The organism is Thauera aromatica (assembly GCF_023093595.1).
In the GTDB taxonomy this organism is placed as follows: domain Bacteria; phylum Pseudomonadota; class Gammaproteobacteria; order Burkholderiales; family Rhodocyclaceae; genus Thauera; species Thauera aromatica_A.
Map to the genome: position 1 here is coordinate 60,916 of NZ_JALLIK010000100.1, position 24,419 is coordinate 85,334.

Genomic DNA, 24,419 nt, shown 5'->3' on the forward strand with positions numbered 1-24,419 from the left:
GCAGCCCGCAGCCCGGTCCTTCAATGCCGGGCGATCACCACCTCGAGGTATTCGCCCGGCACCACCAGTGAATCCTCGCCGCCGACGTTGAGGGACTCGAGCAGGGCCATCAGGTCGGCATGGAGGTGGGCCTGGCCGGTCTCGTCGAGTGCGGCGAAGGCCTTGTGGGTGGGGCCGTAGTAGTTGCGGAAGATCTCGATCCAGTGTTCCGGCGAGCGGTAGCGGAAGTTGAAGCTGCGGCGGCTGCACCGGATGTCCTCGGCGTGGGCGCCGAACAGTTCCACCAGATAGGGCTCGTCGCCCCATTTCACCGGTGAGCGCAGCCCGGCCGGCGGCGGTACGTGCGCGCCGACGGTGCGGAACAGGCGGCCGATGAAGCCCTCCGGCGTCCATGCGGCGATGCCGATGCGCCCGCCCGGACGCACGACCCGCAGCAGCTCCTCGGCGGTGCGCTGGTGGTCGGGTGCGAACATCGCGCCGAAGGTGGACAGCGCGACGTCGAACTCGCCGTCGGCGAAGGGCAGGGCCTCGACGTCGGCGACCTGGAAGCGCACCGCCAGCCCTTCGGCGCGTGCGCGTGCGGCGGCCTTGTCGAGCAGCGTGGACACGTAGTCGGTGGACGTGACCTCGGCGAAGCGGCGCGCGGCGGCCAGCGTGGCGTTGCCGTTGCCGGCGGCGACATCGAGCACGCGCTCGCCGGCGCGCACGTCCGCGGTCTCGGCCAGGTGCTCGCCGACGATCTGCAGGGTGGTGCCGATGACCGCGTAGTCGCCGCTGGCCCAGGTGGCCTGCTGGCGCTGCTTGATCGCGGCGAGATCCGGGGTGGCGGGGGCGCTGGCGATGGCCGCGCGCAGTTCGGTGGGGGCGTTCATCTGATGTCTCCTTGCTCTGGGGGTGGGGCGGACCTCTGTGGATCCGTGTCGGGCGTGACCGCGACCGACGCCTGCATTCTTTCGCTGTGGCGGGTTCGATGCTTCACTGGAAATCCGGCAGGCTTGATCGTGCGTCCGCCCTTGCCCGCACGCGCCTGCCCGATTTGCGGAGGTCCTGCCCGATGGGGCGCGATACCCTGTCCGACCTGCTCGGCACCGTGCGCTTGCGTGCCGCGGTCTTCTACTACGTGAGCTGCTGGCGCAACTGGGCGACCGAGGCGCCGCCGGCGCGCGAGATCGCCGCGGCGGTGATGCCCGGCGCCGATCACGTGATGGCCTTCCACATGGTCGTGCGCGGCAGCGGCTGGGCCGCGGTCAGCGGCGAGGTGCCGCTGCGGCTGGCGAGCGGCGACATCGTCGTGCTGCCGCATGGCGATGCGCACGTGATGTCGAGCGCACCCGGCCTGGCGGCCGAGCGCCTGCAGCCGGAGTGGGTGTTCGCCAACCGTGATGCACCGCGGCCGATCCCGGTCAGCTACCGCGACGGCATCGGCCTGCCCGCCCCGACCGCGCCCAGCGACGATGCCGATGCCGTGCTGGTGTGCGGCTTCCTGGGTTGCGACCTGCGCCCGTTCAACCCGCTGGTCGCCGCGCTGCCGCGGCTGCTGCACCTGCCGGCGGCGCGGGCCGGGGGCTGGATGGCGCACGTCATCGACCAGGCGGCGCGCGAGTCCGCCGAGCGCCGGGCGGGGGGCGACGCGGTGCTCGAGCGCCTGGCGGAGATGATGTTCGTCGACACCGTGCGCCGCTACCTCGACGACCTGCCCGCCGACGCCCGGGGCTGGCTGGCCGGGCTGCGCGACCGCCAGGTCGGGCGCGCGCTCGCGCTGCTGCATGGCGATCCGGCGCACGGATGGACGATCGACGAGCTCGGGCGGCAGGTCGGCCTGTCGCGCTCGGCCCTGCACGAGCGCTTCGTGCAGCTGCTCGGCCAGCCGCCGATGCACTACCTCGCGAGCTGGCGCATCCAGCTCGGCTCGCGCCTGCTGCGCGAGACCCGCCACACGGTGGCGGCGATCGCGGTGGAAGTCGGCTACGAGTCGGAAGCGGCGTTCTCGCGCAGCTTCAAGCGCCTGGTCGGCGTGCCGCCGGCGGCCTGGCGGCGGCAGGATCAGCCGGCCGTGCCGCCCACGGCATCCGCCACCACCACCTCGGTCAGCTCCGGCGCGCACAGCTCGATGAAGCGGTAGGCGAAGCCGCGCAGGTAGTGGCCGCGGCGCACCGCGATGCGGGTGACGTTCTCGGCGAACAGGTGGGCGCTGTCGAGCTTGCGCAGGCCGCGGTCGCGCTCGGGGTCGAAGGCCATCGAGGCCAGGATGCCGACGCCCAGCCCGAGTTCGACATAGGTCTTGATCACATCGGCATCCAGCGCCGACATCACCACATCGGGCGCCAGCCCGGCGCGGGTGAACGTCTGGTCGATCCGGGCGCGGCCGGTGAAGCCCTCGTGGTAGGTGATCACCGGGTGCGCGGCGATCGCCTCCAGGGTCAGCGGCTGCACCTGTTCCAGCGGGTGTCCGGCGGGGACGACCACGGCGTGCTGCCAGCCGTAATAAGGGAAGGAGGCGAGCTCCGGCACCTCGGCCAGCGCCTCGGTGGCGACGCCGATGTCGGCCTCGCCGTCGAGCAGCATCTGCACGATCTCGCCCGGGCTGCCCTGGTGCAGCTTCAGGTGAACTTTCGGATAGGCGCGTTTGAAGGCCGCGACCACGGTCGGCAGCACGTAGCGTGCCTGGGTATGGGTGGTGACCACGGTGAGCCGGCCTTCGTCGCGGTTGCTGTACTGCTCGGCCAGGCGCTTGACGTTGGCGGCGTCGAGCAGCATGCGCTCGACCATCACCACCAGCTCCTTGCCCGGCGGGGTCAGGCCGAGCAGGCGCTTGCCCTTGCGCACGAAGAGCTCGATGCCGAGCTCGTCCTCGAGGTCCTTGATGTGCTTGGACACCCCCGACTGCGAGGTGAACAGGGCGTTGGCGACCTCGGTGAGGTTGAAGCCGCGCCGCACCGTCTCGCGGATGATCCGCAACTGCTGGAAGTTCATATCCCGGCGCCCGCGTCGAACTCGGCCCCGCCGGTGCTCGCGGCCGCCGGGCGCACGGTCTTGCCGTCGTGCGCGAACAGCGTCAGCCGCGAGGGGACGAGGCGTACCGGCTGGCCCTCCGCCAGGCCGAGGGCGGTCACGCGTTCGCGCGTCATCTCCACCTCGAAGTGCTGGCCGCTGGTGCCATTGACACCGTCGAGCTCGACGCGCGCGGTGACGCCGAAGGCGAGGACGCGGCTGACGCGGGCGGCGATGCCCACCGTCGCCGCCGGATCGACGACGATGTCGAGCTCGTGCGGTCGGGCGAAGGCGACGACCTCCGCGCCGTCGTCGAAGCGTGGGTCCGCATGGTGCAGCACCTCCCCGCCGACACGCACCGTTTCGCTGTCGGTGCGGCCGTGGAACAGGTTGACCGAGCCGAGGAAGCCATAGACGAAGGGCGTGGCCGGATGGCGGTAGACCTCCTCGGGCGTGCCGATCTGCTCGACCGCGCCCTTGTTCATCAGCACCACGCGGTCGGCGACTTCGAGCGCCTCCTCCTGGTCGTGGGTGACGAAGATCGAGGTGATGTGCAGCTCGTCGTGCAGCTTGCGCAGCCAGCGCCGCAGCTCCTTGCGCACCTTGGCGTCGAGTGCGCCGAAGGGCTCGTCGAGCAGCAGCACGCGCGGCTCCACCGCGAGCGCGCGGGCGAGTGCGATGCGCTGGCGCTGGCCGCCGGAGAGCTGCGCGGGGAAGCGGTCGGCCAGCCAGTCGAGCTGCACCAGGTCGAGCAGCGCGTGCACCTTCTCGGCGATCTGCTTTTCCGACGGGCGCTGGGTGCACGGCTTCATGCGCATGCCGAAGGCGACGTTGTCGAACACGCTCATGTGGCGGAACAGCGCGTAGTGCTGGAACACGAAGCCGACCTGGCGGTCGCGCACATGGGTGCCCGAGGCGTCCTCGCCGTCGAGCAGCACCTGGCCGGTGTCGGCCTGTTCCAGCCCGGCGATCACGCGCAGCAGCGTGGTCTTGCCGCAGCCCGAGGGGCCGAGCAGGGCGACCAGCTCGCCGGTGGGGAAATCGAGCGACACGTCGTCGAGGGCGACGAAGTTGCCGAAGCGCTTGTGGATGTTGCGAACCTGGATGCTCATGACTGTCCTTCGGAAACGTCGTACTGCGCGTGCGCGGCGCGGTGCTCGACCCAGGTCTTGACGCCCAGGGTCACCAGCGCCAGCAGTGCGAGCAGCGAGGCCACCGCGAAGGCGGCGGCGAACTGATATTCGTTGTAGAGGATCTCGACGTGCAGCGGCAGCGTGTTGGTCTGGCCGCGGATGTGGCCGGACACCACCGACACCGCGCCGAACTCGCCCATCGCGCGCGCGTTGGTCAGGATCACGCCGTACAGCAGGCCCCACTTGATGCTGGGCAGCGTGATGTGCCAGAAGGTCTGCAGGCCGTTGGCGCCGAGCACCACCGCGGCTTCCTCCTCCTCCTTGCCCTGCGCCTGCATCAGCGGGATCAGCTCGCGGGCGATGAAGGGGAAGGTCACGAACACGGTGGCGAGCACGATCCCGGGCACGGCGAAGATGATCTTGAGGTCGTGCTCCGCCAGCCACGGCCCGAACCAGCCCTGGGCGCCGAACACCAGCACGTAGATCAGGCCGGCGATCACCGGCGATACCGAGAACGGCAGGTCGATCAGCGTGATCAGGAAGTGCTTGCCGCGGAACTCGAACTTGGCGATCGCCCATGCCGCGCACACGCCGAACACCAGGTTCAGCGGCAGCGCGATCGCGGCGGCCAGCAGGGTCAGGCGCAGCGCCGACAGCGCGTCGGGGTCGACCAGCGCGGTGGCGTAGGTCTCCCAGCCCTTCCTCAGCGCCTCGACGAAGACCGCGATCAACGGCATCAGCAGGAATACCGCGAAGAAGCTGAGGACGGTGCCCAGGATCAGCCACTTCACCAGCGGCGTCTCGCGCGTCGCCGCGCGCGCCTCGAAGCGGGTCTGGCCGATGGCCTGGGCCGCGCCCAGGCGGAGTGTGGTCGCGCCGGCCATGTCAGCGGTCCCTCCCGGTGCGAGGTTTGGGAACTGAGGCGGTCCACCCCTGCAGGCCGTTGATGATCAGCAGCAGGGTGAAGGACAGGATCAGCATCACGGTCGCGATCGCGGTGGCGCCGGTGTAGTCGTACTGCTCGAGCTTGGTGATGATCATCAGCGGGGTGATCTCCGACACCATCGGGATGTTGCCGGCGATGAAGATCACCGAACCGTACTCGCCCACCGCGCGTGCGAAGGCGAGCGCGAAGCCGGTGAGCAGCGCCGGGAACAGGATCGGCAGGATCACGTGGCGGAAGGTCTGCCAGCGTTGTGCGCCGAGGCTGGTAGCGGCCTCTTCGAGCTCGGTGTCGAGGTCTTCCAGGATGGGCTGCACCGTGCGCACCACGAAGGGCAGGCCGATGAAGACCAGCGCCACCAGCACGCCGAGCGGCTTGAACGCGACCTGGATGCCGAGCGGTTCGAGGAACTGGCCGATCCAGCCGTTCTTGGCGTAGAGCGCGGTCAGCGCGATGCCGGCGACCGCGGTGGGCAGGGCGAAGGGCAGGTCCACCAGGGCGTCGATCAGCTTCTTGCCGGGAAAGGAGTAGCGCACCAGCGCCCACGCCAGCATCAGCCCGAACACCGCGTTGATCGCCGCTGCCGCGAGCGACATGCCGAAGGACAGCTTGTAGGACGCCACCACCCGCGGCGAGGTGACGACGTCCCAGAATTCGGCCAAGCTCAGCTCGGCCGTCTTCAGGAACACCGCGGTGAGCGGGATCAGTACGATCAGCGACAGGTAGCCGAGCGTGTAGCCGAGCGTCAGGTTGAAGCCGGGCAGGACGCGAAAGTGCGGTGGGGCGGAGGGGAAAGGCGTGGCCAGTGCTGCGGTGTCCATGATCGCTGTCGTGATTCGGGAATGCCTTCGAGTCTAGAGCCGGGTTTTATCGAACAGAACTAATATAAAACGCGTTGTTTATGCGATTTCCTGCTATTCGTCCGCCCGTTTCTGTCCTCCGGCCGATTCTGCGCGGCGATTACCTCACCGCCCCGCGTAGACCTGGTCGAACACCCCACCGTCGGCGAAGTGCTTCTTCTGCGCTGCCTGCCAGCCGCCGAGGTCCTCGATGGTGATCAACTCGATCTTGGGGAAGCGGGCCACGTCGGCGGGGTCGGCGTGCTCGGGCTTGAGCGGGCGGTAGTAGTGCCTGGCGGCGAGCTTCTGGCCGACCGGGGAGTACAGGTATTCCAGGTAGGCCTGTGCCACTTTCTCCGTGCCGCGTTTCTGCGCCACGCCATCGACAACGGTGACCGGCGGTTCGGCGAGGATGGAGACCGAGGGCACGACGATTTCGAACTTGTCCGGCCCGAGTTCGTTGATCGACAGGAAGGCTTCGTTCTCCCAGGCCAGCAGCACGTCGCCGATGCCGCGCTGGACGAAGGTGTTGGTCGCGCCGCGCGCGCCGGAGTCGAGGACCGGCACATGCTTGAGCAGTTCGGTGACGAAGGCCTGTGCGGTCTGCTCGCTGCCGCCCGGTTGCTTGAGCGCGTAGCCCCAGGCGGCGAGATAGTTCCAGCGCGCGCCGCCGGAGGTCTTCGGGTTCGGGGTGACGACTTCGATCCCCGGCTTGATCAGGTCGCCCCAGTCCTTGATGCCTTTCGGGTTGCCCTTGCGTACCAGGAACACGATCGTGGAGGTGTAGGGCGAGCTGTTGCCGGCGAGGCGCTTCTGCCAGTCGGCGGGGATCTTGCCGGTCTGTCGGGCGATGGCGTCGATGTCGTAGGCCAGGGCCAGGGTGACGACGTCGGCTTCCAGCCCGTCGATCACCGCACGCGCCTGCTTACCGGCGCCGCCGTGCGACTGCTTGATGGTGACGGTCTCGCCGGTCTTGTCCTTCCAGTAGCGGGCGAACTCCGGGTTGAACGCGTGGTAGAGCTCGCGTGTGGGGTCGTAGGACACGTTGAGCAGGGTGGTCTGCGCCTGGGCTGTGCCGGCCAGGCCGGTGGCGAGCCCCAGGGCGAGCAGGGTATGGCGAAGGGGACTGAAGGCCATCGTTGTTTCTCCGTAGCGGTGATTGCGACGGAGGAAATTTATCCGCGGCGCTCGGCAATCCGAACCAAGAAAAAGCGGATTGCTTATTCCGTCCGGTGGCAGGCGCCCGCCCCGGCGTGCCGACGCTGTGGTGTGGGTGCAACAGTGGCATTTCTGCATCGTAGAATGAGGATAATTTTTGCGATGCAATATCCGCCCCTCTGCCCGTGACCTCCGCCGCCCCGAACCCCTCGCCGCAGCCTGTGCGCCGCTCCTTCCTCTCCAGGCGCGCGCTGGGCGCCGTCGCCCTCGTGTCGATGCTGGTGGCGGGCGTGGCGGGGGGGCTGCTGCTGTGGCACGAGGGGAAGACCTCCCGCCTGCAGGCGCGCGAGATCGCGCGCTACGCCGCGCGTCTCGACTATGCGCGGATGGCGGGGGCGAGCACCGCGATCCGCTTCCCCGCCCACGGCCCGTTCGATCAGCGCCTCGGCTACACCGAGCTGCCGCGCTTTGCCGAACGCCTGCAGGCGCGCGGCTTCGCGCTCACCGAGCAGGTGCGTTTCAGTCCGGCGCTGATCGATTACAGCGCGGCGGGCCTGTTTCCGCCCTATCGTGAAAAGACTCGCGCCGGGCTCGACGTGTTCGACTGCCGGGGCGAGTCCCTGTACGGCTTTCGTTACCCATACCGCGCGTATGCCGACTTCGAGGCGGTGCCGGCGATGGTCGTCGACGCCCTGCTGTTCATCGAAAACCGCGACCTCCTCGATCCCGCCCGGCCGACCCTGAACCCGGCGGTGGACTGGGCGCGCTTCGCCCGCGCCGCGCTCGGCCAGCTCGGGCGCATGGTCGATGCCGATCTCGACGCTCCCGGCGGCAGCACCCTCGCCACCCAGATCGAGAAGTACCGCCATTCACCCGGCGGCATCACCGTCGATGCGCGCGAGAAGCTGCGCCAGATGGCTTCGGCCAGCGTGCGCGCCTACCGCGATGGCGAGCACACCCTGGCGGCGCGCCGCCGCCTGGTGCTCGACTATCTGAACACCGTGCCGCTGTCGGCCGCCCCCGGCCACGGCGAGGTCAACGGTCTCGGCGACGGCCTCTGGGTGTGGTTCGGCGCCGACTTCGCGCGCGTCAATGCGCTGCTCGCCGCGCCCGCGGCCGAGGGCGCGGAGCGCGTGGCCCAGGGCCAGGCGCTGCGCCAGGTGGTGGCGCTGATGATCGCCCACCGCCGGCCGTCGTGGTACCTCGCCGACGGCCGCGAGGAACTCGCCCGCAGTACCGATGCCCACCTGCGCCTGCTTGCCGGGGCCGGCCTGATCGGCCCCGCCCTGCGCGACGCCGCACTCGGCCAGCCGCTGCGCTTCCGCGATCTCGCCGCCGACCCGGCGCTGGTGCCGGCCCAGCCGGGCAAGGGGACGACCGCGGTGCGAACCCGCCTGGCGGGCCTGCTCGACACTTCGCTGTACGCCCTCGACCGCCTCGACGCCGAACTGGCGAGCACGCTCCACGGTGGCCTGCAGCAGGCGGTCAGCGACTACCTCGGCCGCCTGTCCGAGGCCGAGTTCGCGCGCAGCCAGGGCCTGATCGGCGAGCGCCTGCTGCACCCGGCCTCGCTCGATGCGGTGCGCTACAGCTTCACCCTGGTCGAGCGCACCGCGGGCGGCAACCGGGTGCGGGTGCAGACCGATACCACCGACCAGCCGCTCGACATCAACGAAGGCAGCAAGCTCGAACTGGGCTCCACCGCCAAGCTGCGCGTGCTCGCCACCTACCTCGAACTGGTCGCCGAACTCCACGCCCGGCTGGCGCCGCTCGATACGGCGGCGCTGCGCCGGGTGAATATCGACGCCCACGACCGCCTGACGCGCTGGGCCGTGGAGCATCTCGCCGCGGCCGCCGACCGCAGCCTGCCGGCGATGCTCGAAGCCGCGCTCGAACGGCGCTTTTCGGCCAATCCGGGCGAGCGCTTCTTCACCGGCGGCGGCGTGCATGTGTTCGGCAACTTCAACGACACCGACAACGGCCGCGTGCCGACCGTGCGCGAAGCGCTGCAGGCTTCGATCAACCTGCCTTTCGTGCGCCTGATGCGCGAACTCGTGCGCCACACCATGTATCAGGTGCCGGGCAGTACCGCGCGCCTGCTCGAAGACCGCCAGGACCCGCGGCGCGAGGAATACCTCGCCCGCTTCGCCGATCGCGAGGGCCAGGCCTTCCTGCGCCGCTTCTGGCACAAGTACCAGGACAAGGGCGCGGAGGAGGCGCGTTCGATGCTGCTCGATGGCCTGCGTCCGGGCGACGACCGCCTCGCCGCGGTCTTCCGCTACCTCGAGCCGGCCGCGCCGCCTGCCGCGCTTGCCGCGTTCCTCGCCGCGCGCGTGGACGGGCCGCCGCCGACTGCGGCACGGGTCGCTCAGCTCTATGCCCGCCATGCGCCCGAGGCCTTCGATCTGCCCGACCGCGGCTACGTTGCGCGCGTCCATCCGCTCGAGCTGTGGCTGGTGGGCTATCTGCTGCAGCACCCGGAGGCGACGTTCGCCGACATCGTGGCGGCGAGTGCGGATGAGCGCCAGGCGGTGTACCGCTGGCTGTTCCGCACCCGGATCAAAAGTGCGCAGGACGCGCGCATCTTCACTATGCTCGAGGTCGAGGCCTTTCTCGAGATCCACCGGCGCTGGGCCCGGCTCGGCTATCCCTTCGGCTACCTCGTGCCTTCGCTCGCCACCGCGCTGGGCAGCTCGGGCGACCGCCCGGGGGCGCTCGCCGAACTGATGGGGATCATCGCCAACGATGGCCTGCGCCTGCCGACGCGGCGTATTGACCGCGTGCGCTTCGCCGTCGATACGCCCTACGAGACCGCGTTTGCGGTGCGCCCGGCCGAGGGCGAGCGGGTGATGGCGGTGGAGGTGGCGCAGGCGCTGCGCAGCGCCTTGTCGGACGTCGTCGAAAGCGGCACCGCACGCCGCCTCGCCGGCGCCTTCCGCCTCACCGATGGCAGCGCGCTGGCGCTTGGCGGCAAGACCGGCACCGGCGACAACCGCATCGTCGTCCGCGGCCGCCCCGGGTTGGCGCTGAATCGCACTGCCACCTTCGTGTTCTACCTCGGGTCGCGCCATTTCGGCACCCTGACCGCCTACGTCATCGGCCCCGACGCGGCAGGTTACCGCTTCACTTCGGGGCTGCCGGTGCAGATCCTGAGGTCGATGGGGCCGCTGCTGCTGCCCCATCTCGAGCCCGCCGCAGGGCCCGCCTGCCTGCCGCCGCCGGGGGCACCCGATAGGGGAACGGATGAAGCGAAGGCGGCCGCTCCGCAGGCGGGTGGCAGTAGCGCTGCAGCGGGTGTCGTCCCGGTGGCCCAAGGGGCGCGGATCGCCCACGGGCGTGTCATGCGCTGAGCGTCGCGGCGGATGCCGCCGCTGCGCCGGGGGGCGCCGCAGAAGGGGCCGGCGAACTCAGTGGCGGGCGGCGGCGAGGCGGGCCTGTGCCGCGCGGTTCAACTCCGGCGCGCGCTCCTGCAGGAAGCGCAGAAAGGCGTCGGCGAGCGGCGTCAGGCGCTTGCCGCTGGGATGGACCACCTGCCAGTGGGTCTGCACCGGGGTGTCCTCGACCCGCAGCACGGCGATATCTTCATCCACCGCATGGGCAAGCGCATAGGCCGACAGCAGCGACAGCCCCAGGCCGCCTGCTACCGCCTGCTTGACCGCTTCGTTGCTGCCCAGCTCAAGGCGTGGGCGCAGCGCCAGGCCGCGGCCGGCGAAGAAGTGCTCGGCGGCTTGGCGGGTGCCCGAGCCGGGCTCGCGGAGGACGAACTCCTCTTCCTCCAACGCCGCGATCGGCACCGCCGCGCGGGCCGCCAGCGGATGGTTGGCGGCGGCGATCACCACCAGCGGGTTGGCGAGGAAGGGGGTGGCGACCACCGGCGGCGCATCGGGCGGGCGACTCATGATGTAGAGGTCGTCGCGGTTGTCGGCGAGGCGGCGGATCACGGCGTCTCGGTTGAGCACAACCAGCGACACCTCGACCGCCGGGCGTTCGCGGCGGAAATCGCCGAGCAGGCGGGGAATGAAGGTCTCCGCGGTGCTCACCACCGCCAACCGCAGCCGGCCGACGACGTCGCCGCGCAGCTGGGCGAGGGTTTCGTCGAGGCTCTCGAGCTCCTGCTCGATGCGCAGCGCGGTGTCGACCACCGCTTCCCCGGCGGCGGTTAGGTGCAGGCGGCGGCCGACGCGCTCGAACAGCGCCAGTCCGACCTGGTCGGCGAGCTGGCGCAGCTGGGCCGACAGCGTCGGCTGGGCCAAGTGCAGGCGCTGGGCGGCGCGCGACACCCCGCCTTCGCGGGAGACGGCGAGCAGGAGGCGGAGCTGGTGGAAGGTCAGGCGCATCGTGCGGTCCTCGGGAGCGCGGGGGCGGGTATTTGTATAGATATAAATCTATCCAAATCTAAAAAATAAATCATTTTTTTAAATGTTTTCGCTGCGGCAGAATGCCTCCGCCCGAAGCCGCGCGGCTTCGCCCCCTGTGAATAACTCCGCATGTGCGCCCGGGCGCGCATGCCTGGCCCGGAAAGCACACCATGGTCGATGCCGTTCCCTTCTTCTTCGCCCTCGGCGCCGTCGCCTCGCTCGCGCGCAGCGGCCTGCGCCTGCCGAGCGCGGTGTTCGAGACCTTGTCGATCTACCTGCTGCTGGCGATCGGCCTGAAAGGCGGAGTGGAGATCGCGCGCTCGGAAAGCGCCGCCCTGTGGCTTGATGCGTTGCTCGCGATCGGTCTTGGCGCGGCGATTCCGCTGCTGGTGTTCCCGCTCTTCCGGCTGCGCTTCGGCCGCGCCGACGCGGCCTCGCTGGCGGCCCACTACGGCTCGGTGAGCATCGTCACCTTCGCCGTCGGCGCGGCGGTGCTGGGCGGGCGCGGGATCGAGGTCGAAGGCCACCTCGCGCTGCTGGCGGCGCTGATGGAAGCGCCGGCGCTGATCGTCGCCACCCTGATCGCACGCTGGGGAGTGAAGTCGGCCGATGGCCGCTCCACCGCCGGTGCGCTGGTGCACGAAGTGTTCGCCAACAAGAGCGTGCTGCTGCTCGGCGGCGGCATCCTCATCGGCTGGCTCGCCGGCCCGCAGGGGGTCGAGCCGCTGTCGCCGCTCTTCGTCGATCTGTTCAAGGGCGCGCTGTGCCTGTTCCTGCTCGAGATGGGGCTGATCGCCGCCGACCGCCTGCCCGACCTGCGCCGGGCCGGCTTCTTCCTCGTCGGCTGCGGGCTGGCGCTGCCGCCGGTGCTGGCGCTTGCCGGCTGGGGGGTGGCGCAGGCGATGGGGCTGGGGGTGGGCGGCACGGTGCTGCTGATGACGCTCGCCGGCAGCGCGTCCTACATCGCCGCGCCGACCGCGATGCGGATCGCCGTGCCCGAGGCCAACCCGGCCCTGGGCGTGGCGGCGGCGCTGGCGCTGACCTTCCCGTTCAACCTGCTGCTCGGGATTCCGCTGTACCTGTGGTGGGCGCAGACGATGGCGGCGGGCTGAGAGGGGCGCCACCGTGCATGGGGCTACCCTCGGCATGCCCGCGTTCATCGGCTGAAACCATTTCGAGCACGGCCGGCGAGGTGCGCATCATCGGGGTGAAGTGCGCCGGCGCATCGACGATCTCGTCGCGGGTATTGCGGTACAGGCTGAGCGTGAACAGGGCCAGCGGCAGAAAGGCCAGGCCCAGGTGCAGCGGCAGCGCGCGCTCGCCGAGCCAGCCCATCAGTGCCCCGGCGATCGCCGGGCCGATGGCGGCGCCCACTCCGTGCAGGAACAGGATGCCGGTGTTGCCGGCGAGGATTTCGTCCTGGTGAAGGTGGTCGACGAGGTGGGCGACGACGATCGGGTAGACGGTGAAGGCCATGCCGCCGAACAGGAACAGCCCGACCAGGGGGACGTGCTCGATGTGCCCGAAAGCGCCGACCGCGAGTCCGGCAAAGGTGGCGCCGGCGGCCGCGATGGCGAGCGCCAGGCGGCGGTCGCCGGCGTCGGAAAGACGCCCCATCGGCCACTGCAGCAGGGCCCCGCCGACGATCGCGCTGGTCATCAGCGCGGCGATCCCGGCGGCGTCGAGGCCGATGCGCTCGCCATAGACCGGGGTCAGGCTCCAGAACGCGCCCATCGACAGCCCGGAGGAGAGCGCGCCGACGAACGCCGCCGGTGCCGCGCGCCGGATCAGGGCGAGGTCCAGACGCGGCGGGGCGCCCACCGCCGGTTGGGGAAAGCGCGTCATCGTCACCGGCAGCAGCGAGGCGCAGACGAGGATCGCCGCCACCGCGAACAGGGTGAACGCCGCCGGGCTGTCCACGCGCAACAGCTGCTGGGCACCGGCGAGCGCGGCGAGGTTGACCACCATGTAGATGGCGAACACCTGGCCGCGGCGCTCGGCGACGGTCTGGTCGTTGAGCCAGCTCTCGATTACCGCGTAGAAGCCGACCAGGCCGACCCCGGTGATGATACGCAGCACCATCCAGAACCATGGCGCGACGACCAGCGCATGGAGCAGGATGCAACTCGCGACCGCGGCGCCGAAGAAGGCGAAGGCGCGGATGTGGCCCATGCGCCGGATCAGCTGCGGCGCGACGAAGCTGCCGAGGAAAAAACCAAGGAAATAGGTCGAGCCGATCAGGCCCAGTGTGGTGTCGGAAAACCCTTCCAGGCTTCCGCGCAGGGTAACGGTGGTGTTGAGCAGGCCGGAGCCGAGCAGCAACAGGGCGATGCCGGCGAGCAGGGCGCCGATGGGCAGGATCATGGGCAGCATGGGCGGGGGCCTTCCTGTCCGCTCCGGGGGCGGGCGGTCGGAAGCTTGTCTAGATCGTTTTGTGCAAACAGTTTACCACTCGTCCCCCGCGGCGCTGCCGGCCGGCGCCCGCCGCGCGGGCGGCAAGCACGGCGGCGAGGGGGCAAATACCACGGCGAGCAAGGGCGCATCTTTCTTGGCGGGCGCCTGTGGCGAGCGCTATAAAAAAGCATTCGCGCTTTCAGTTCGAGGCGCCGGCGGCTTCCCGTGCATCAGGCAGGGCCGCTCGCGGAGGAGGAAAAATCATGTCCATAGCGAGATGTTTTGCCGCCTTCCTGGCCGGCGCCTGCCTGGTCGCGGGTGCTGCGCCGGTCGCCGCCCAGGCGCCGGCCGGCGGGGGCGAGGCCGCCTCGCGACCGCTGCCGCCACCGTTCGCGCCGGATCAGGTGCTGGTTGCGTTCCGTCCCGGCCTGGCCGGGGCGGAGGTCGCACAGGTGCACGCCGCCGCCGGGGCCAGGGCGCTGAAGCGCTTCGCTGTCATCGGCGTCGAGCTGGTCGCGGTGCCGGCGGGGTCGGTGCAGGCGGTGGTGGCCTTCTACCAGCGCAATCCGAACGTGCGCTACGCCGAACCCAACTACTACCGTCCGCTGGTCCTGCCCACCGAGGGCCGTGATCCGCCCACTGCGCTCGACATCGATTACTTCACCCAGCAGTGGGGGCTGCACAATACCGGACAGGCGCTGCTCGATCCGGAGACGCTCGGCACACTGGCCGCCACCGCGGATGCGGACATCGATGCGCCCGAAGCGTGGGACCTGACGCCGGGCAGCGACACGGTGCGGATCGCGATCCTCGACAGCGGGGTCGAGTGCCCCCACGTCGATCTGGCGACCAAGTGCCTCGAGCAGAAGAACTTCACCGGCAGCAGCACCGCGGCCGACCTGATCGGCCACGGCACCCACGTCGCGGCGATCGCCGCGGCGGAGACCAACAACGGGATCGGCACTGCCGGCGTGGGCTGGAACGCGAAGTTCGGTTCGATCAAAGTGTGCCACGAGTATCCATCCGAGTCGTTCCCGCTCCTCGGCATGTGCGAAGTTGCCGCTTCGGTCGAAGGGCTGCTCTACGCGGCGGACAATGGCTATCACGTCGTCAACATGAGCTACGGCAGCGACCCCGATCCCTACTCGCCGTCGAACGCCGAGCGCGACGCGATCGCCTACGCCTGGAGCAAGGGCGTGGTGCTGGTGGCGGCGGCCGGCAACGATTACGCGTCGAACCGCCACTACCCGGCCGCCTTTGCCGAAGTGATTTCGGTCGCGGCCACCGACCGCCACGACAACCTGGCCTATTTTTCCACTTTCGACAAGAACTGGGTTTCGGTTGCGGCGCCCGGCCACCAGATCCTGTCGGCCTATCCGAACGCGGGCTGCGGAATCGCTGCCGACCACCCGGAAGGCTGTTACAACTGGCTGTCCGGCACCTCGATGGCGGCCCCGCACGTGGCCGGGGTAGCGGCGCTGGTGCGCGCCTACAACCCCGGCCTGAGCAATGCCGAGGTGCGTAGCCGGATCGAGGGCGGGGCCGACGCGAGCGGCGCGCTCGGGCAGAACTTTCGCGCCTGGGTGAAATACGGCCGGGTCAATGCCCACCGTGCGCTCGGGGCCGGCACCGAACCCCCGCCGTCCCAGATCAGCCTGTCGGCCACCGGCAGCAAGGTGAAGGGCGTGCAGCAGGCCGATCTGCAGTGGAGCGGAGCGGGCGCCGCGGTCGATGTCTGGCGCAATGGAGTGACGATCGCCACGAATGAACCCAACGACGGTGCGTACCGCGACGCGATCGGCCAGAAAGGGGGGGGCACTTATACCTACCGGGTCTGCGAAACCAGCACCACGGTGTGCTCGAACGAGGCCACGGTGAGCTTCTGAGCATCCCGGCCGCGGCCGGCGGCGGAGGGTGCCGGGAAGGGAGCAAAAGCGCGGGAGCGTAGCTCCGGAAGGGTTTCCCGGGAGCGAGCGGGCCGGCATGCTTGCCTTCGGCGGTGCGCCGGCCTATCTTCACACGCCTTCGATGTCCACCCCGCCCGGCAGGAGGCGTCCGCCTGTGTCCCCCCCGTCCCCGAAGCTGCGCTCCTGGCGCGACCGCCTGCGCCAGATCGCCTTGTTCGAGATCGGTGGCCTGGCCCTGATCACGCCGCCTTTCGCCTGGGTGAGCGGCGTTCCGGTAGCCGAGTCGCTGGGGCTGCTCGCTGCGCTCGCGCTGGTGGCCGCAGTGTGGAACGGCGCTTACAACAGCGGCTTCGACCGGCTCGAGGGGCGGTTGACCGGACGCACCGCCGATCGCCGGCCGTTCCGGTTGCGTTGCGTGCATGCACTCGGCTTCGAAGGCGGGCTGTTGCTGCTGACCCTGCCGATCATCGTGGCGTGGACTTCCCTGGGCTGGCTGGAGGCCCTGGTTGCCGACATCGGACTGGCGATCGCCTACACGATCTACGCGCTGCTGTTCAACATCGGCTACGACCGCCTGTTCCCGGTCGACGGGACACGGCCGGCGGTGGCCGGATCCACGCAGAGATGAGCGCGGCGGCCCGCTCCGGCTGGGTCCGTGCGGCGGATCTGGCGATGCTCAACAGCTTTCGCCTGCCGGCACGGGCGGCGCGCCTGCTGCACTTGCACTCGCTTGCCCAGCTCGATGCGGCGATCGCCATGCCGGGCTGGGCCGATACGCCGCGCCTGGTGCTCGGAGGGGGCAGCAACCTGGTGCTGCGGGGCGATTTCGCCGGAAACGTGCTGAAAGTGGAGCTCGGCGGCCGCCGTCTGGTCGCGGAAACGGCCGCGGCCTGGATCGTCGAGGCCGCGGCGGGCGAGCCCTGGCACGATTTCGTGCGGTGGACGCTGGCACAGGGCTGGCCGGGGCTGGAGAACCTGGCGCTGATTCCGGGCACGGTCGGTGCCGCGCCGATCCAGAACATCGGCGCCTACGGGGTGGAGCTGGCCGAACGCTTCGAATCGCTCGACGCGGTCGATCTCGACAGTGGTGCGCGACGCGTTTTTACCCGATCCGAGTGTGCCTTCGGCTATCGCGACAGCGTGTTCAAGCGCGCGCCGGGGCGCTGGCTGGTGAGCGCGGTGCGCTTCCGCCTGCCGCGGCCATGGCAGCCTGTGGCCGGTTACGCCGACGTCGCCCGCGAGCTGGCGGCGCGCGGGGCCGCCATGCCGGATGCGTCGGGCATCGCCGATGCGGTGGCTGCGATCCGTTGCCGCAAGCTGCCCGATCCGGCGCGGATCGGCAACGCCGGCAGCTTCTTCAAGAATCCGGTGGTGGAGGCGGCGCAGTGTGCTCGCCTGCTCGCCGCTCATCCGGCGCTGCCGCACTACGCCCAGCCCGACGGGCGCGAAAAGCTCGCTGCCGGCTGGCTGATCGAACAGGCCGGGTGGAAAGGACGCGATCTCGGTCCGGTCGGCTGTTTCGAGCGCCAGGCGCTGGTCTTGGTCAATCGCGGCGGCGCCACCGGTGCCGATGTGGTGCGCATTGCCGCCGCGATCATCGCCGATGTCGAGGCCCGCTTCGGCGTCCGCCTGGAGCCCGAGCCGGTGTTCGTCTGAACCGGCGGTCCGCAGCCTGCGGGCGGGCCGGGACGGATGCGTTGCGGGTGCTAATATCTGCACCTGTCATGATCGGGCGCTTGCCCGGCCATTCCCCCTCAATCGGCATCTCTTGCAAAGGCACGAAATTGTGCGCCGCCTGTGGAAGACCCTCAGTCAGCATATCGTCGCCCCCACCCAGCTCAATCTGGAGCAGATTCCGGGCTTGCTGACTCCGTTTCGCCGCTCGGCGGCGATCCGCCGCCACGCCGCGGCGGTAATCATCGCCCGGGTGCAGTTCATCAGCGCCCTGTTCGCCCTGCTGGTGCCGCTGTGGTCGCTGGTCGACCTATGGGTGTTCGACGGGGGGACGGCGTGGTCGCTGGTCGGGCTGCGCTTCGTTTCGGCTGCGGTGTTCGTCATGCTCGCCTGGCCGCGGGAGGTGTCTTCCATGCGGCCGTACGCCCAGGCGATGACGATGCTGCTGTGCATGCTGCTGGTGCCGCCGCTGTTCTACCTCGGATCGGTGCAGATCATCGATGCCACCGCGCTGGACGCCTGGCAACAGCTCGTGGTGCATCTTTATGCGTTCATGCCGACGATCGTGCTCGGCGGGCTGGCGATCTTTCCGCTGACGGCGCTGGAAATGCTGCTGTTTTCGCTGCCGGTGCTCGCCGCCGCCGGGGTCGGTGCGGTCGCCAGCGGTGCCGAGCTCGCACTCGAGCAGCAGGGAGCGACGCTGTGGTTCATGCTGATGATGATGGGAGTGGCGATGTTCTCCGGCATGAGCCAGTCGCACTACATGGAAAGCCTGGTGCAAAAGGCGATGACCGATCCGTTGACCGGTGCGTTTTCCCGCCGCTCGGGGGCGGAGGCGCTGGAGCTGATGTTCCGCCTGGCGATGATGGCGGGCAAGCCGCTGACGGTGATGTTCCTCGACCTCGATCGTTTCAAGGCGATCAACGATGGCTACGGCCATGATGCCGGCGACGAGGCCTTGCGCACGCTGGTGGAGCACCTGCGCCGCACGCTGCGCCGCGGCGACGTGCTGGTGCGCTGGGGCGGTGAGGAGTTTCTCGTCATCCTGCCGGAAATGCCGGCCGATCAGCTGCCGTCCTTTCTGGCGCGGCTCAGGGAGGGGGGACTCGGTTTGCGTCCGGACGGCGGCGCCTTGAGCGCGTCGATCGGGATCGCCGAGCGTCTGGCCGATGGCGCCGATGACTGGCAGAAGCTGGTCAGCATCGCCGACCAGCGGATGTATGCGGCCAAGCAGGGCGGGCGCGATCGGGCCGTCCTGCCCGACGGGACGATGGCGGCGCTCGGGTTGTCCACCGCGGCGGCCTGAGTCGCCGCCGGGCCGTTCCCCGAGCGCCCCCTTGCGCACGCCGGCCGGGGCCACGAGCGCCCGGCCGGCGCGCTTGGGGCAGACTGCGGCGCGGCAATGCCGAGTCCTTCGCCGGAGTCTTCCCTCGTGGGCAAGGGGGGCCGCGCTGCGTACAATGGGCCCATGAACCTGCCTGACTCCGGGTCGGTCTTTTCCTGCCCGGTCTGTATCGAGCCCGCGCCGCGCCTTTTCATCGAGGTGGAGGGGCGGGACTATCGACGCTGCGAAACCTGCGAAGCGACTTTCCTGGTGCCCGCGCAGCGCCCTTCGGCTGCCGCCGAGCGCGCCGAATACCTGCTTCACCGCAACGACCCGGCCGATGCCCGCTACCGCCGCTTTCTCGCCCGGTTGGCCGAGCCGCTGTGCGCACGGCTCGCCGCGGGCAGCACAGGGCTCGACTACGGCTGCGGCCCCGGCCCGGCGCTGGCCGACATGCTGCGCGCGGCCGGGCATGCCGTGCGCCTGTACGATCCGCTGTTCGCGCCGGATGCCGGCGCGCTGGAGCGGCGCTACGATTTCGTGACCTGCACCGAAGTCGCCGAACACTTTCATGATCCTGCCACCGAGTTCGCCCGGCTCGACGCGCTGCTGCGCCCCGGCGGCTGGCTCGGGATCATGACCTGCTTCCAGACCGACGATGCCCGCTTTGCCGGCTGGCACTACCGGCGTGATCCGAGCCACGTCGTGTTCTATCGTGAAAGCACGTTCCGGTTTCTGGCCCGGCGCTTCCGCTGGCAATGCCACATTCCCGGCAAGGACGTGGTGCTGATGCACAAGCCCGGCCCTGGCGGCGAGTGCGGAAAGGACCTGTTCGTGCCGCCCGGGAGCGATGGCGTCCGCGATCCGCCGGCATGAGCGGCTGCGCTCTTTACCTGTCCCCCTTTGGTTCCGATTCATTTTTTTCCGCATCGGGAGTGTTCATGAGCTACGAAACCCTTGTCTACGAGGTCCGTGACGGCATCGCCGAGATCCGTTTCAACCGCCCGCAGCGCCTCAATGCCGTGACCCGGCAGCTGTACGCCGAGCTCGATGCAGCCCTGAGCCGTGCCGAAGCCGAGCGCGACGTCCGCGTCGTGCTGCTCAGCGGCGAGGGGCGCGCCTTTTGCGTCGGCGCCGATCTCAAGGAGCACAAGGCCGGGCGCACCGCCTTCGACCGCCGCCAGTACCTGAAAGGCGAGCAGGACGTGTGCAAGCGCTTGCTGGAACTGCAAAAGCCGGTGATCGCCGCGGTCAACGGCTACGCCCTGGGGGCCGGGGCGGAAATGGCGATCGCCGCCGACTTCGTGCTGATGGCTGAAAGCGCGCAGATCGGTCTGCCCGAGATCTCGATCGGCAATTTCCTCGGCGGCGGCGTGACCTGGCTGCTGCCGCGCCTGGTCGGGCTGGCGAAGGCGCGCGAGCTGGTCTTTCTCGGTGAGCGCATCAAGGGTGAAGAGGCGGTACGCATCGGGCTGGCCAGCCGGGTGTTCGCCGACGAGAGCTTTCTCGACGCGGCGCGCGGCTTCGCGCGCAAGATCGCGGGCAAGGCGCCGTTTTCGATGCAGCTTGCCAAGGAGCAGCTCAACCGCTCGAACGAGCGCACCCTCGACGCCTGCCTCACCGCCGAACTCGAAGGCATGATGTTCGTCGGCACCACCCGCGACTGGCAGGAAGGCGTCGATGCCTTCGCCGAGAAACGCGCACCGGTGTTCCGGGGGCAATGACATGAGCACGCACGACACCGCACTTGCGGCCTCCGCCCACCGCAGCCCGCTGCACGACTTCCTCGCCCCGGATTCGATCGCCATCATCGGCGCTTCGGCCGACCCGACCAAGCGCGGCTACAAGGCGATGGTCGGCCTGATCAAGGGGGATTACGCCGGCAGGATCTACCCGATCAACCCCAAAGTGTCCGAGATCCTCGGCGTGCCGACCTGCCCGACCCTCGATGACGTTCCCGGCGCGGTCGATCTCGCGCTGATCTGTACGCCGGCTGCGACCTTGCCCGGGCTGATTGCCGAGTGCGGGCGCAAGGGCGTCAAAGGCGCGGTGATTCTCGCCGCGGGCTTTCGCGAGACCGGCGCGGAAGGGGCGAAGCTCGAGCAGCAGGTGCTCGACGCAGCGCGCGCGGGCGGAGTGCGCATCATCGGCCCCAATACCTCGGGCATGTTCAACCTGCACAAAAAAGTGAACCTGCTCGACCTGCGCAACATCAAGGCCGGCGACATCGGCTTCATCTCGCAGTCGGGCAACATGCTGCTGGCGCTGGTGCTGGAGGCCGAGCACAACGGCCACGTCGGCTTTTCCACCTACGTCGGCCCCGGCAACCAGACCGACATCGGCTTCAACGACTACCTGCGCTACCTCGGCGAGGACGAGCGCACCCGGGTCGCGACCCTGTACGTCGAAGGCTTCCGCGACGGCCAGCGCTTCCTCCAGGCGGCGCGCGAGATCACTCCGCTGAAGCCGGTGGTGGTGTACAAGTCGGGCGCCACCGAGCTGGGCAAGAAGGCCGCCAGCTCGCACACCGGGGCGCTCGCCGGCAGTTATGCGATGACCGTCGATCTGCTGCGCCAGGTCGGGGTCACCGTCGTCCACCATTCCGACCGCATCCTGCCGGTGGCCGAAGGCCTGGGCCTGCTGCAGCAGGCGCGCGGCAAGCGGGTGGCGGTGATCGCCGACGGCGGCGGCCAGGCCACGATCACCTCCGACCGCCTGTCCGAAGCCGGGCTGGAACTGGCGCCGCTGTCGGAAGCGACGCGCAAGCGCCTGGCGGCAATCCTGCTGCCGCAGGCCTCGCTCGCCAACCCGGTCGACGTCGCCGGCAGCTCCGATGCCGATCCCGAAGTGCTGGCGCGCTGCATGGAGATCGCCGCCGAGGACGACAGCGTCGATGCGGTGTTCCTCGTCGGCATGTTCGGCGGCTACCACACCCGCTTCGCCGAGTCCCTCCTCGGCGGCGAGATGCGCGCTGCGGAGTCGATGATCGAGCTCGCCCGCCGCATCGACAAGCCGCTGGTGATCTACAGCCTCTATGCGCCGGTCAAGCCGCCGGCGTTGCGCCGCCTGCACGAGGCCGGGCTGCCGGTGTACGCCTCGATCGAACATGCGGTGCGGGTGCTGCAGGCGCTCGGCGAGCGCGGCGCCTACCTTGCCCACCAACACGGCCAGCCGCTGCAGGCCGGGGTGACGCCGGTCGAGGACATGCAGGCGATGTTCGCGCGCGCCCAGAACGAAGGCCGCGACCTCTACGAGTTCGAGGCGAAAGCGCTGCTGCGCGCGCACGGGGTGGCGGTGGCCGAGGAGCGGGTGGCGCACGGCGCCGACGAGCTGGCCGCGGTGGCGGCGCATTTCGGCGACCAGGCGCTGGCGATGAAAGTGGTGTCGAAGGACATCCTGCACAAGTCCGACGCCGGCGGCGTGATGCTGAACCTGGTCGGCGAGGCGGCGCTGCGCGAAGCCTACGACCGGATCATGACCCGCTGCCGGGCCTACGACCCGAATGCCGACATCCGTGGCGTGCTGGTCACGCCGATGGCGCGAAAGGGGACTGAAGCCATCGTCGGTGTGGTGCGCGACCCGATCTTCGGTCCGGTGCTGATGTTCGGCCTGGGTGGCATCTTCGTCGAGATCCTCGAAGACGTCGCCTTCCGCGCCATTCCGCTGTCGCGCTTCGACGCCGAATCGATGGTCGACCAGCTCAAGGGGCGCCGGATCCTGGAAGGCGTGCGGGGTGAGGCGGCGGTGGACAAGGCGGCCTTGGTCGATTTGTTGCTGAAGGTGTCGAGCATCGTCAGCGCCTATCCGCAACTCTCCGAGCTCGACCTCAACCCGGTCATCGCCTACCCCGACGGTTATGCCGTGGTCGATGCGCGCGTGATCACCAATCGCGCCGTGGTGAGCTGCTGAGGGCGCGCGCCGCCGCTCCGCGTTCCTGTTTCCGCGGCCGCGTGCTGTGGCATGTCGACACAAAGATGAGGATTCGATGACGGATTTGTTGCGGTAGCATTGCGCACCTTCTGCGTGCGTTCCATTTGAGATACGCGCAGGGGCTTGCGTGCGCGGGGGCAAGATGGGTGTCGGAAAATTGCTCAGATTTCTGGCCATCCTGGCCGGCTGCCTGCTGTATGCAGTGCCGCGCTGGCTGACCGACGAGTTCGGCTCGGTCAGCATCGACCAGGTGCTCTATCACCTGCGCTTCGGCTCCGAGGGCGTGCTGACCAGCGACCCCGAGCTCACCCGCCGCTTCCTGTGGCGCGGCCTCGCCCTGCCGCTGCTGCTGGCGCTGCTGCTGTGGGCGGTGGATGGGTGGGTCGGCCGCGTGCACGCCCGCGGCACGGGCTGGCCTTTGCCGCTGCTGCATGCGGTGCGCGACCGCCTGCGGGCGGGCGGACACTGGCTCGGCGAGTGGGTCCATCGCGGGGCGCGCCACACGCTGCCGCGGATCGTGCCGCTGGTGGTGCTGGGGGCGGGAGCGGCGTTCTTCGTCGACAGTTTTTCGGTGGCGCGCTACGTGCGGGCCTATTTCGGCGAGGACTATTTTTCCGATACCTACGTCGACCCCGGCCGAGTCGCCCTCGTCCGCGGCCGGCAGCCGCCGAAGAGCCTGGTGCTGATCTACGTCGAAAGCCTGGAGAGCACCTATTCCGACCCGGCGCTGTTCGGCCGCGACCTGCTGCACCGCCTCAATGCGCTGAAGTCGCGTCCGGGGGTGGTGTCCTTCGACGACTACCACGAGATGATGGGCGCGCACTTCACCATCGCCGGGCTGGTGGCGACCCAGTGCGGCCTGCCGCTGAAATCGGTGGCGATGTTCGGCGGCAACGTGCAGGGCGAAAAGATCGAACGCTACCTGCCGAATGCGCGCTGCCTGGGCGACATCCTCGCTGCGGAAGGCTACCGCAACGTGTTCCTCAACGGCTCCAGCCTGGCTTTTGCCGGGGTTGGCAAGTTCTTTCGCGACCATCGTTACGAGAAGGTGATGGGGCGCGAGGAGTGGATTTCCGCCGGGGAACCGCCCGAGCGCATGAGCGGCTGGGGCTTGCGCGACGACGATCTGTTCCGCCATGCGCGCGCCGAGTTCGACCGCCTGATGAAGTCGCGCCGGCCGTTCAACCTCAACGTCCTCACCATCGACACCCATCACCCCTACGGCCACCTCTCCCCGCAGTGCGCGCAGCAGGGCTATAGTGATTTCGACGGCATCGTCGAGTGCACCGCCGGGCTGGTGGCGGACTTCGTCGAATACATCATCGCCCGCGGCGGGCTCGAGCGGGTGGCGATCGTTGTTCAGGGCGACCACCTGGCGATGGGCAACACTTCCTATCCGAAACTGATCCAGAACTCCCGGCGGCGGGTGTTCAACCTGCTGATCAGCAAGGACCGGCGGCTGGCCAAGAACACCGACGAAGTCACCCACTTCGACATGCTGCCGACCATCCTCGACCTGATCGGGCTGCAGGTGAAGGGCGGGCGCGCCGGCCTGGGGTATTCGGCGATCGGTCCGGTGCGGGCGCCGCGTCCGTCCGACCGCCTGGCGCGCATGTCCGCGCAGCTGATGAACTACAGCGCGACCTACCGCGCCCTGTGGGAGCCGGTGGAGGAAGATGCAGGCGAAGCGGTGCCGGCCCGCTCGGTGCGGAGCGGGCCGGCACCGGCCGCAGCCGGCAGCGTCGCCCTGGCTCCTTGAGCGGCGATC

Annotated in this window: 19 protein-coding genes; 11 read left to right on the forward strand and 8 right to left on the reverse strand. The window is 69.5% G+C overall.

From position 1 onward, the window contains the following. Nucleotides 1–20: 20 nt before the first annotated feature. On the reverse strand, nucleotides 21–872 hold the full coding sequence (locus tag MXC99_RS09020; protein ID WP_247725127.1) for a class I SAM-dependent methyltransferase: 852 nt from the start codon (nucleotides 870–872) through the stop codon (nucleotides 21–23). A gap of 182 nt (nucleotides 873–1,054) precedes the next feature. On the opposite strand from MXC99_RS09020, the gene MXC99_RS09025 reads away from it, so the two are divergent. Continuing rightward, complete coding sequence (locus MXC99_RS09025) at nucleotides 1,055–2,122, forward strand: AraC family transcriptional regulator (RefSeq protein WP_247725128.1); 1,068 nt, start codon at nucleotides 1,055–1,057, stop codon at nucleotides 2,120–2,122. Here the strand turns inward: MXC99_RS09025 and MXC99_RS09030 are convergent. The 5 genes from MXC99_RS09030 to MXC99_RS09050 all read right to left on the reverse strand — a co-directional run bounded on the left by MXC99_RS09030 (nucleotide 2,044) and on the right by MXC99_RS09050 (nucleotide 7,043). Further along, on the reverse strand, nucleotides 2,044–2,973 hold the full coding sequence (locus MXC99_RS09030) for a CysB family HTH-type transcriptional regulator (protein WP_247725129.1): 930 nt from the start codon (nucleotides 2,971–2,973) through the stop codon (nucleotides 2,044–2,046). The genes MXC99_RS09025 and MXC99_RS09030 overlap by 79 nt on opposite strands. Further along, complete coding sequence (locus tag MXC99_RS09035; RefSeq protein WP_247725130.1) at nucleotides 2,970–4,103, reverse strand: sulfate/molybdate ABC transporter ATP-binding protein; 1,134 nt, start codon at nucleotides 4,101–4,103, stop codon at nucleotides 2,970–2,972. Before MXC99_RS09035 ends, MXC99_RS09030 begins: the two co-directional genes overlap by 4 nt. Next, nucleotides 4,100–5,008, reverse strand: coding sequence for a sulfate ABC transporter permease subunit CysW (cysW, locus tag MXC99_RS09040; RefSeq protein WP_247725131.1), 909 nt, complete (start codon nucleotides 5,006–5,008; stop codon nucleotides 4,100–4,102). The genes MXC99_RS09035 and cysW overlap by 4 nt, the downstream gene beginning before the upstream one ends. Before the next feature lies 1 nt (nucleotide 5,009). Next, nucleotides 5,010–5,888: a sulfate ABC transporter permease subunit CysT gene (cysT, locus tag MXC99_RS09045; RefSeq protein WP_247725132.1), complete on the reverse strand. Its 879-nt coding sequence runs from the start codon at nucleotides 5,886–5,888 to the stop codon at nucleotides 5,010–5,012. Nucleotides 5,889–6,032: 144 nt separating this feature from the next. Next, nucleotides 6,033–7,043, reverse strand: coding sequence for a sulfate ABC transporter substrate-binding protein (locus MXC99_RS09050; RefSeq protein ID WP_247725133.1), 1,011 nt, complete (start codon nucleotides 7,041–7,043; stop codon nucleotides 6,033–6,035). A gap of 242 nt (nucleotides 7,044–7,285) precedes the next feature. On the opposite strand from MXC99_RS09050, the gene MXC99_RS09055 reads away from it, so the two are divergent. Beyond that, entirely contained in the window at nucleotides 7,286–10,414 is a 3,129-nt protein-coding gene (locus tag MXC99_RS09055) for a transglycosylase domain-containing protein (protein WP_432654241.1), read from the forward strand. Between the two features lie 57 nt (nucleotides 10,415–10,471). On the opposite strand, the gene MXC99_RS09060 is transcribed toward MXC99_RS09055, so the two are convergent. Beyond that, nucleotides 10,472–11,401 (reverse strand): LysR family transcriptional regulator, encoded by a 930-nt coding sequence (locus MXC99_RS09060; RefSeq protein WP_247725134.1) that lies wholly within the window; start codon nucleotides 11,399–11,401, stop codon nucleotides 10,472–10,474. A gap of 191 nt (nucleotides 11,402–11,592) precedes the next feature. Between MXC99_RS09060 and MXC99_RS09065 the strand changes: the two genes are divergently transcribed. Then, a complete protein-coding gene (locus MXC99_RS09065; RefSeq protein ID WP_247725135.1) occupies nucleotides 11,593–12,534 on the forward strand; it encodes a sodium-dependent bicarbonate transport family permease in 942 nt (313 codons plus the stop codon). Here MXC99_RS09065 and MXC99_RS09070 read toward each other — a convergent pair. After that, on the reverse strand, nucleotides 12,473–13,795 hold the full coding sequence (locus MXC99_RS09070; protein ID WP_247725136.1) for an MFS transporter: 1,323 nt from the start codon (nucleotides 13,793–13,795) through the stop codon (nucleotides 12,473–12,475). The two genes, MXC99_RS09065 and MXC99_RS09070, sit on opposite strands and share 62 nt — an antisense overlap. Before the next feature lie 284 nt (nucleotides 13,796–14,079). Between MXC99_RS09070 and MXC99_RS09075 the strand changes: the two genes are divergently transcribed. The 8 genes from MXC99_RS09075 (at nucleotide 14,080) to MXC99_RS09110 (ending at nucleotide 24,410) form a co-directional block, all read left to right on the forward strand. Further along, entirely contained in the window at nucleotides 14,080–15,702 is a 1,623-nt protein-coding gene (locus MXC99_RS09075; RefSeq protein ID WP_247725137.1) for a S8 family serine peptidase, read from the forward strand. A 175-nt stretch (nucleotides 15,703–15,877) separates the two neighbouring features. Further along, a complete protein-coding gene (locus MXC99_RS09080) occupies nucleotides 15,878–16,351 on the forward strand; it encodes a PACE efflux transporter (protein ID WP_247725138.1) in 474 nt (157 codons plus the stop codon). Next, nucleotides 16,348–17,379, forward strand: a complete 1,032-nt coding sequence (gene murB, locus MXC99_RS09085; protein WP_247725139.1) for a UDP-N-acetylmuramate dehydrogenase — start codon at nucleotides 16,348–16,350, stop codon at nucleotides 17,377–17,379. The genes MXC99_RS09080 and murB overlap by 4 nt, the downstream gene beginning before the upstream one ends. Before the next feature lie 130 nt (nucleotides 17,380–17,509). Continuing rightward, nucleotides 17,510–18,703, forward strand: coding sequence for a GGDEF domain-containing protein (locus tag MXC99_RS09090; RefSeq protein ID WP_247725140.1), 1,194 nt, complete (start codon nucleotides 17,510–17,512; stop codon nucleotides 18,701–18,703). Nucleotides 18,704–18,865: 162 nt separating this feature from the next. Further along, a complete protein-coding gene (locus MXC99_RS09095; RefSeq protein ID WP_247725141.1) occupies nucleotides 18,866–19,597 on the forward strand; it encodes a class I SAM-dependent methyltransferase in 732 nt (243 codons plus the stop codon). Nucleotides 19,598–19,662: 65 nt separating this feature from the next. Beyond that, entirely contained in the window at nucleotides 19,663–20,445 is a 783-nt protein-coding gene (locus tag MXC99_RS09100; RefSeq protein ID WP_247725142.1) for an enoyl-CoA hydratase/isomerase family protein, read from the forward strand. A 1-nt stretch (nucleotide 20,446) separates the two neighbouring features. Next, nucleotides 20,447–22,630, forward strand: coding sequence for an acetate--CoA ligase family protein (locus MXC99_RS09105; protein WP_247725143.1), 2,184 nt, complete (start codon nucleotides 20,447–20,449; stop codon nucleotides 22,628–22,630). Nucleotides 22,631–22,808: 178 nt separating this feature from the next. Beyond that, nucleotides 22,809–24,410 carry a sulfatase-like hydrolase/transferase gene (locus MXC99_RS09110; protein ID WP_247725144.1) on the forward strand — a complete coding sequence of 534 codons (1,602 nt, stop codon included), beginning with the start codon at nucleotides 22,809–22,811 and terminating at the stop codon, nucleotides 24,408–24,410. Nucleotides 24,411–24,419 lie beyond the last annotated feature (9 nt).

Bases quoted from the DNA above. Each gene is read 5' to 3' on its own strand.
- MXC99_RS09020 (WP_247725127.1), bottom strand. From the start codon at position 872: ATGAACGCCCCCACCGAACTGCGCGCGGCCATCGCCAGCGCCCCCGCC.
- MXC99_RS09025 (WP_247725128.1), top strand. From the start codon at position 1,055: ATGGGGCGCGATACCCTGTCCGACCTGCTCGGCACCGTGCGCTTGCGT.
- MXC99_RS09030 (WP_247725129.1), bottom strand. From the start codon at position 2,973: ATGAACTTCCAGCAGTTGCGGATCATCCGCGAGACGGTGCGGCGCGGC.
- MXC99_RS09035 (WP_247725130.1), bottom strand. From the start codon at position 4,103: ATGAGCATCCAGGTTCGCAACATCCACAAGCGCTTCGGCAACTTCGTC.
- cysW (WP_247725131.1), bottom strand. From the start codon at position 5,008: ATGGCCGGCGCGACCACACTCCGCCTGGGCGCGGCCCAGGCCATCGGC.
- cysT (WP_247725132.1), bottom strand. From the start codon at position 5,888: ATGGACACCGCAGCACTGGCCACGCCTTTCCCCTCCGCCCCACCGCAC.
- MXC99_RS09050 (WP_247725133.1), bottom strand. From the start codon at position 7,043: ATGGCCTTCAGTCCCCTTCGCCATACCCTGCTCGCCCTGGGGCTCGCC.
- MXC99_RS09060 (WP_247725134.1), bottom strand. From the start codon at position 11,401: ATGCGCCTGACCTTCCACCAGCTCCGCCTCCTGCTCGCCGTCTCCCGC.
- MXC99_RS09065 (WP_247725135.1), top strand. From the start codon at position 11,593: ATGGTCGATGCCGTTCCCTTCTTCTTCGCCCTCGGCGCCGTCGCCTCG.
- MXC99_RS09070 (WP_247725136.1), bottom strand. From the start codon at position 13,795: ATGCTGCCCATGATCCTGCCCATCGGCGCCCTGCTCGCCGGCATCGCC.
- MXC99_RS09075 (WP_247725137.1), top strand. From the start codon at position 14,080: ATGTCCATAGCGAGATGTTTTGCCGCCTTCCTGGCCGGCGCCTGCCTG.
- murB (WP_247725139.1), top strand. From the start codon at position 16,348: ATGAGCGCGGCGGCCCGCTCCGGCTGGGTCCGTGCGGCGGATCTGGCG.
- MXC99_RS09095 (WP_247725141.1), top strand. From the start codon at position 18,866: ATGAACCTGCCTGACTCCGGGTCGGTCTTTTCCTGCCCGGTCTGTATC.
- MXC99_RS09100 (WP_247725142.1), top strand. From the start codon at position 19,663: ATGAGCTACGAAACCCTTGTCTACGAGGTCCGTGACGGCATCGCCGAG.
- MXC99_RS09105 (WP_247725143.1), top strand. From the start codon at position 20,447: ATGAGCACGCACGACACCGCACTTGCGGCCTCCGCCCACCGCAGCCCG.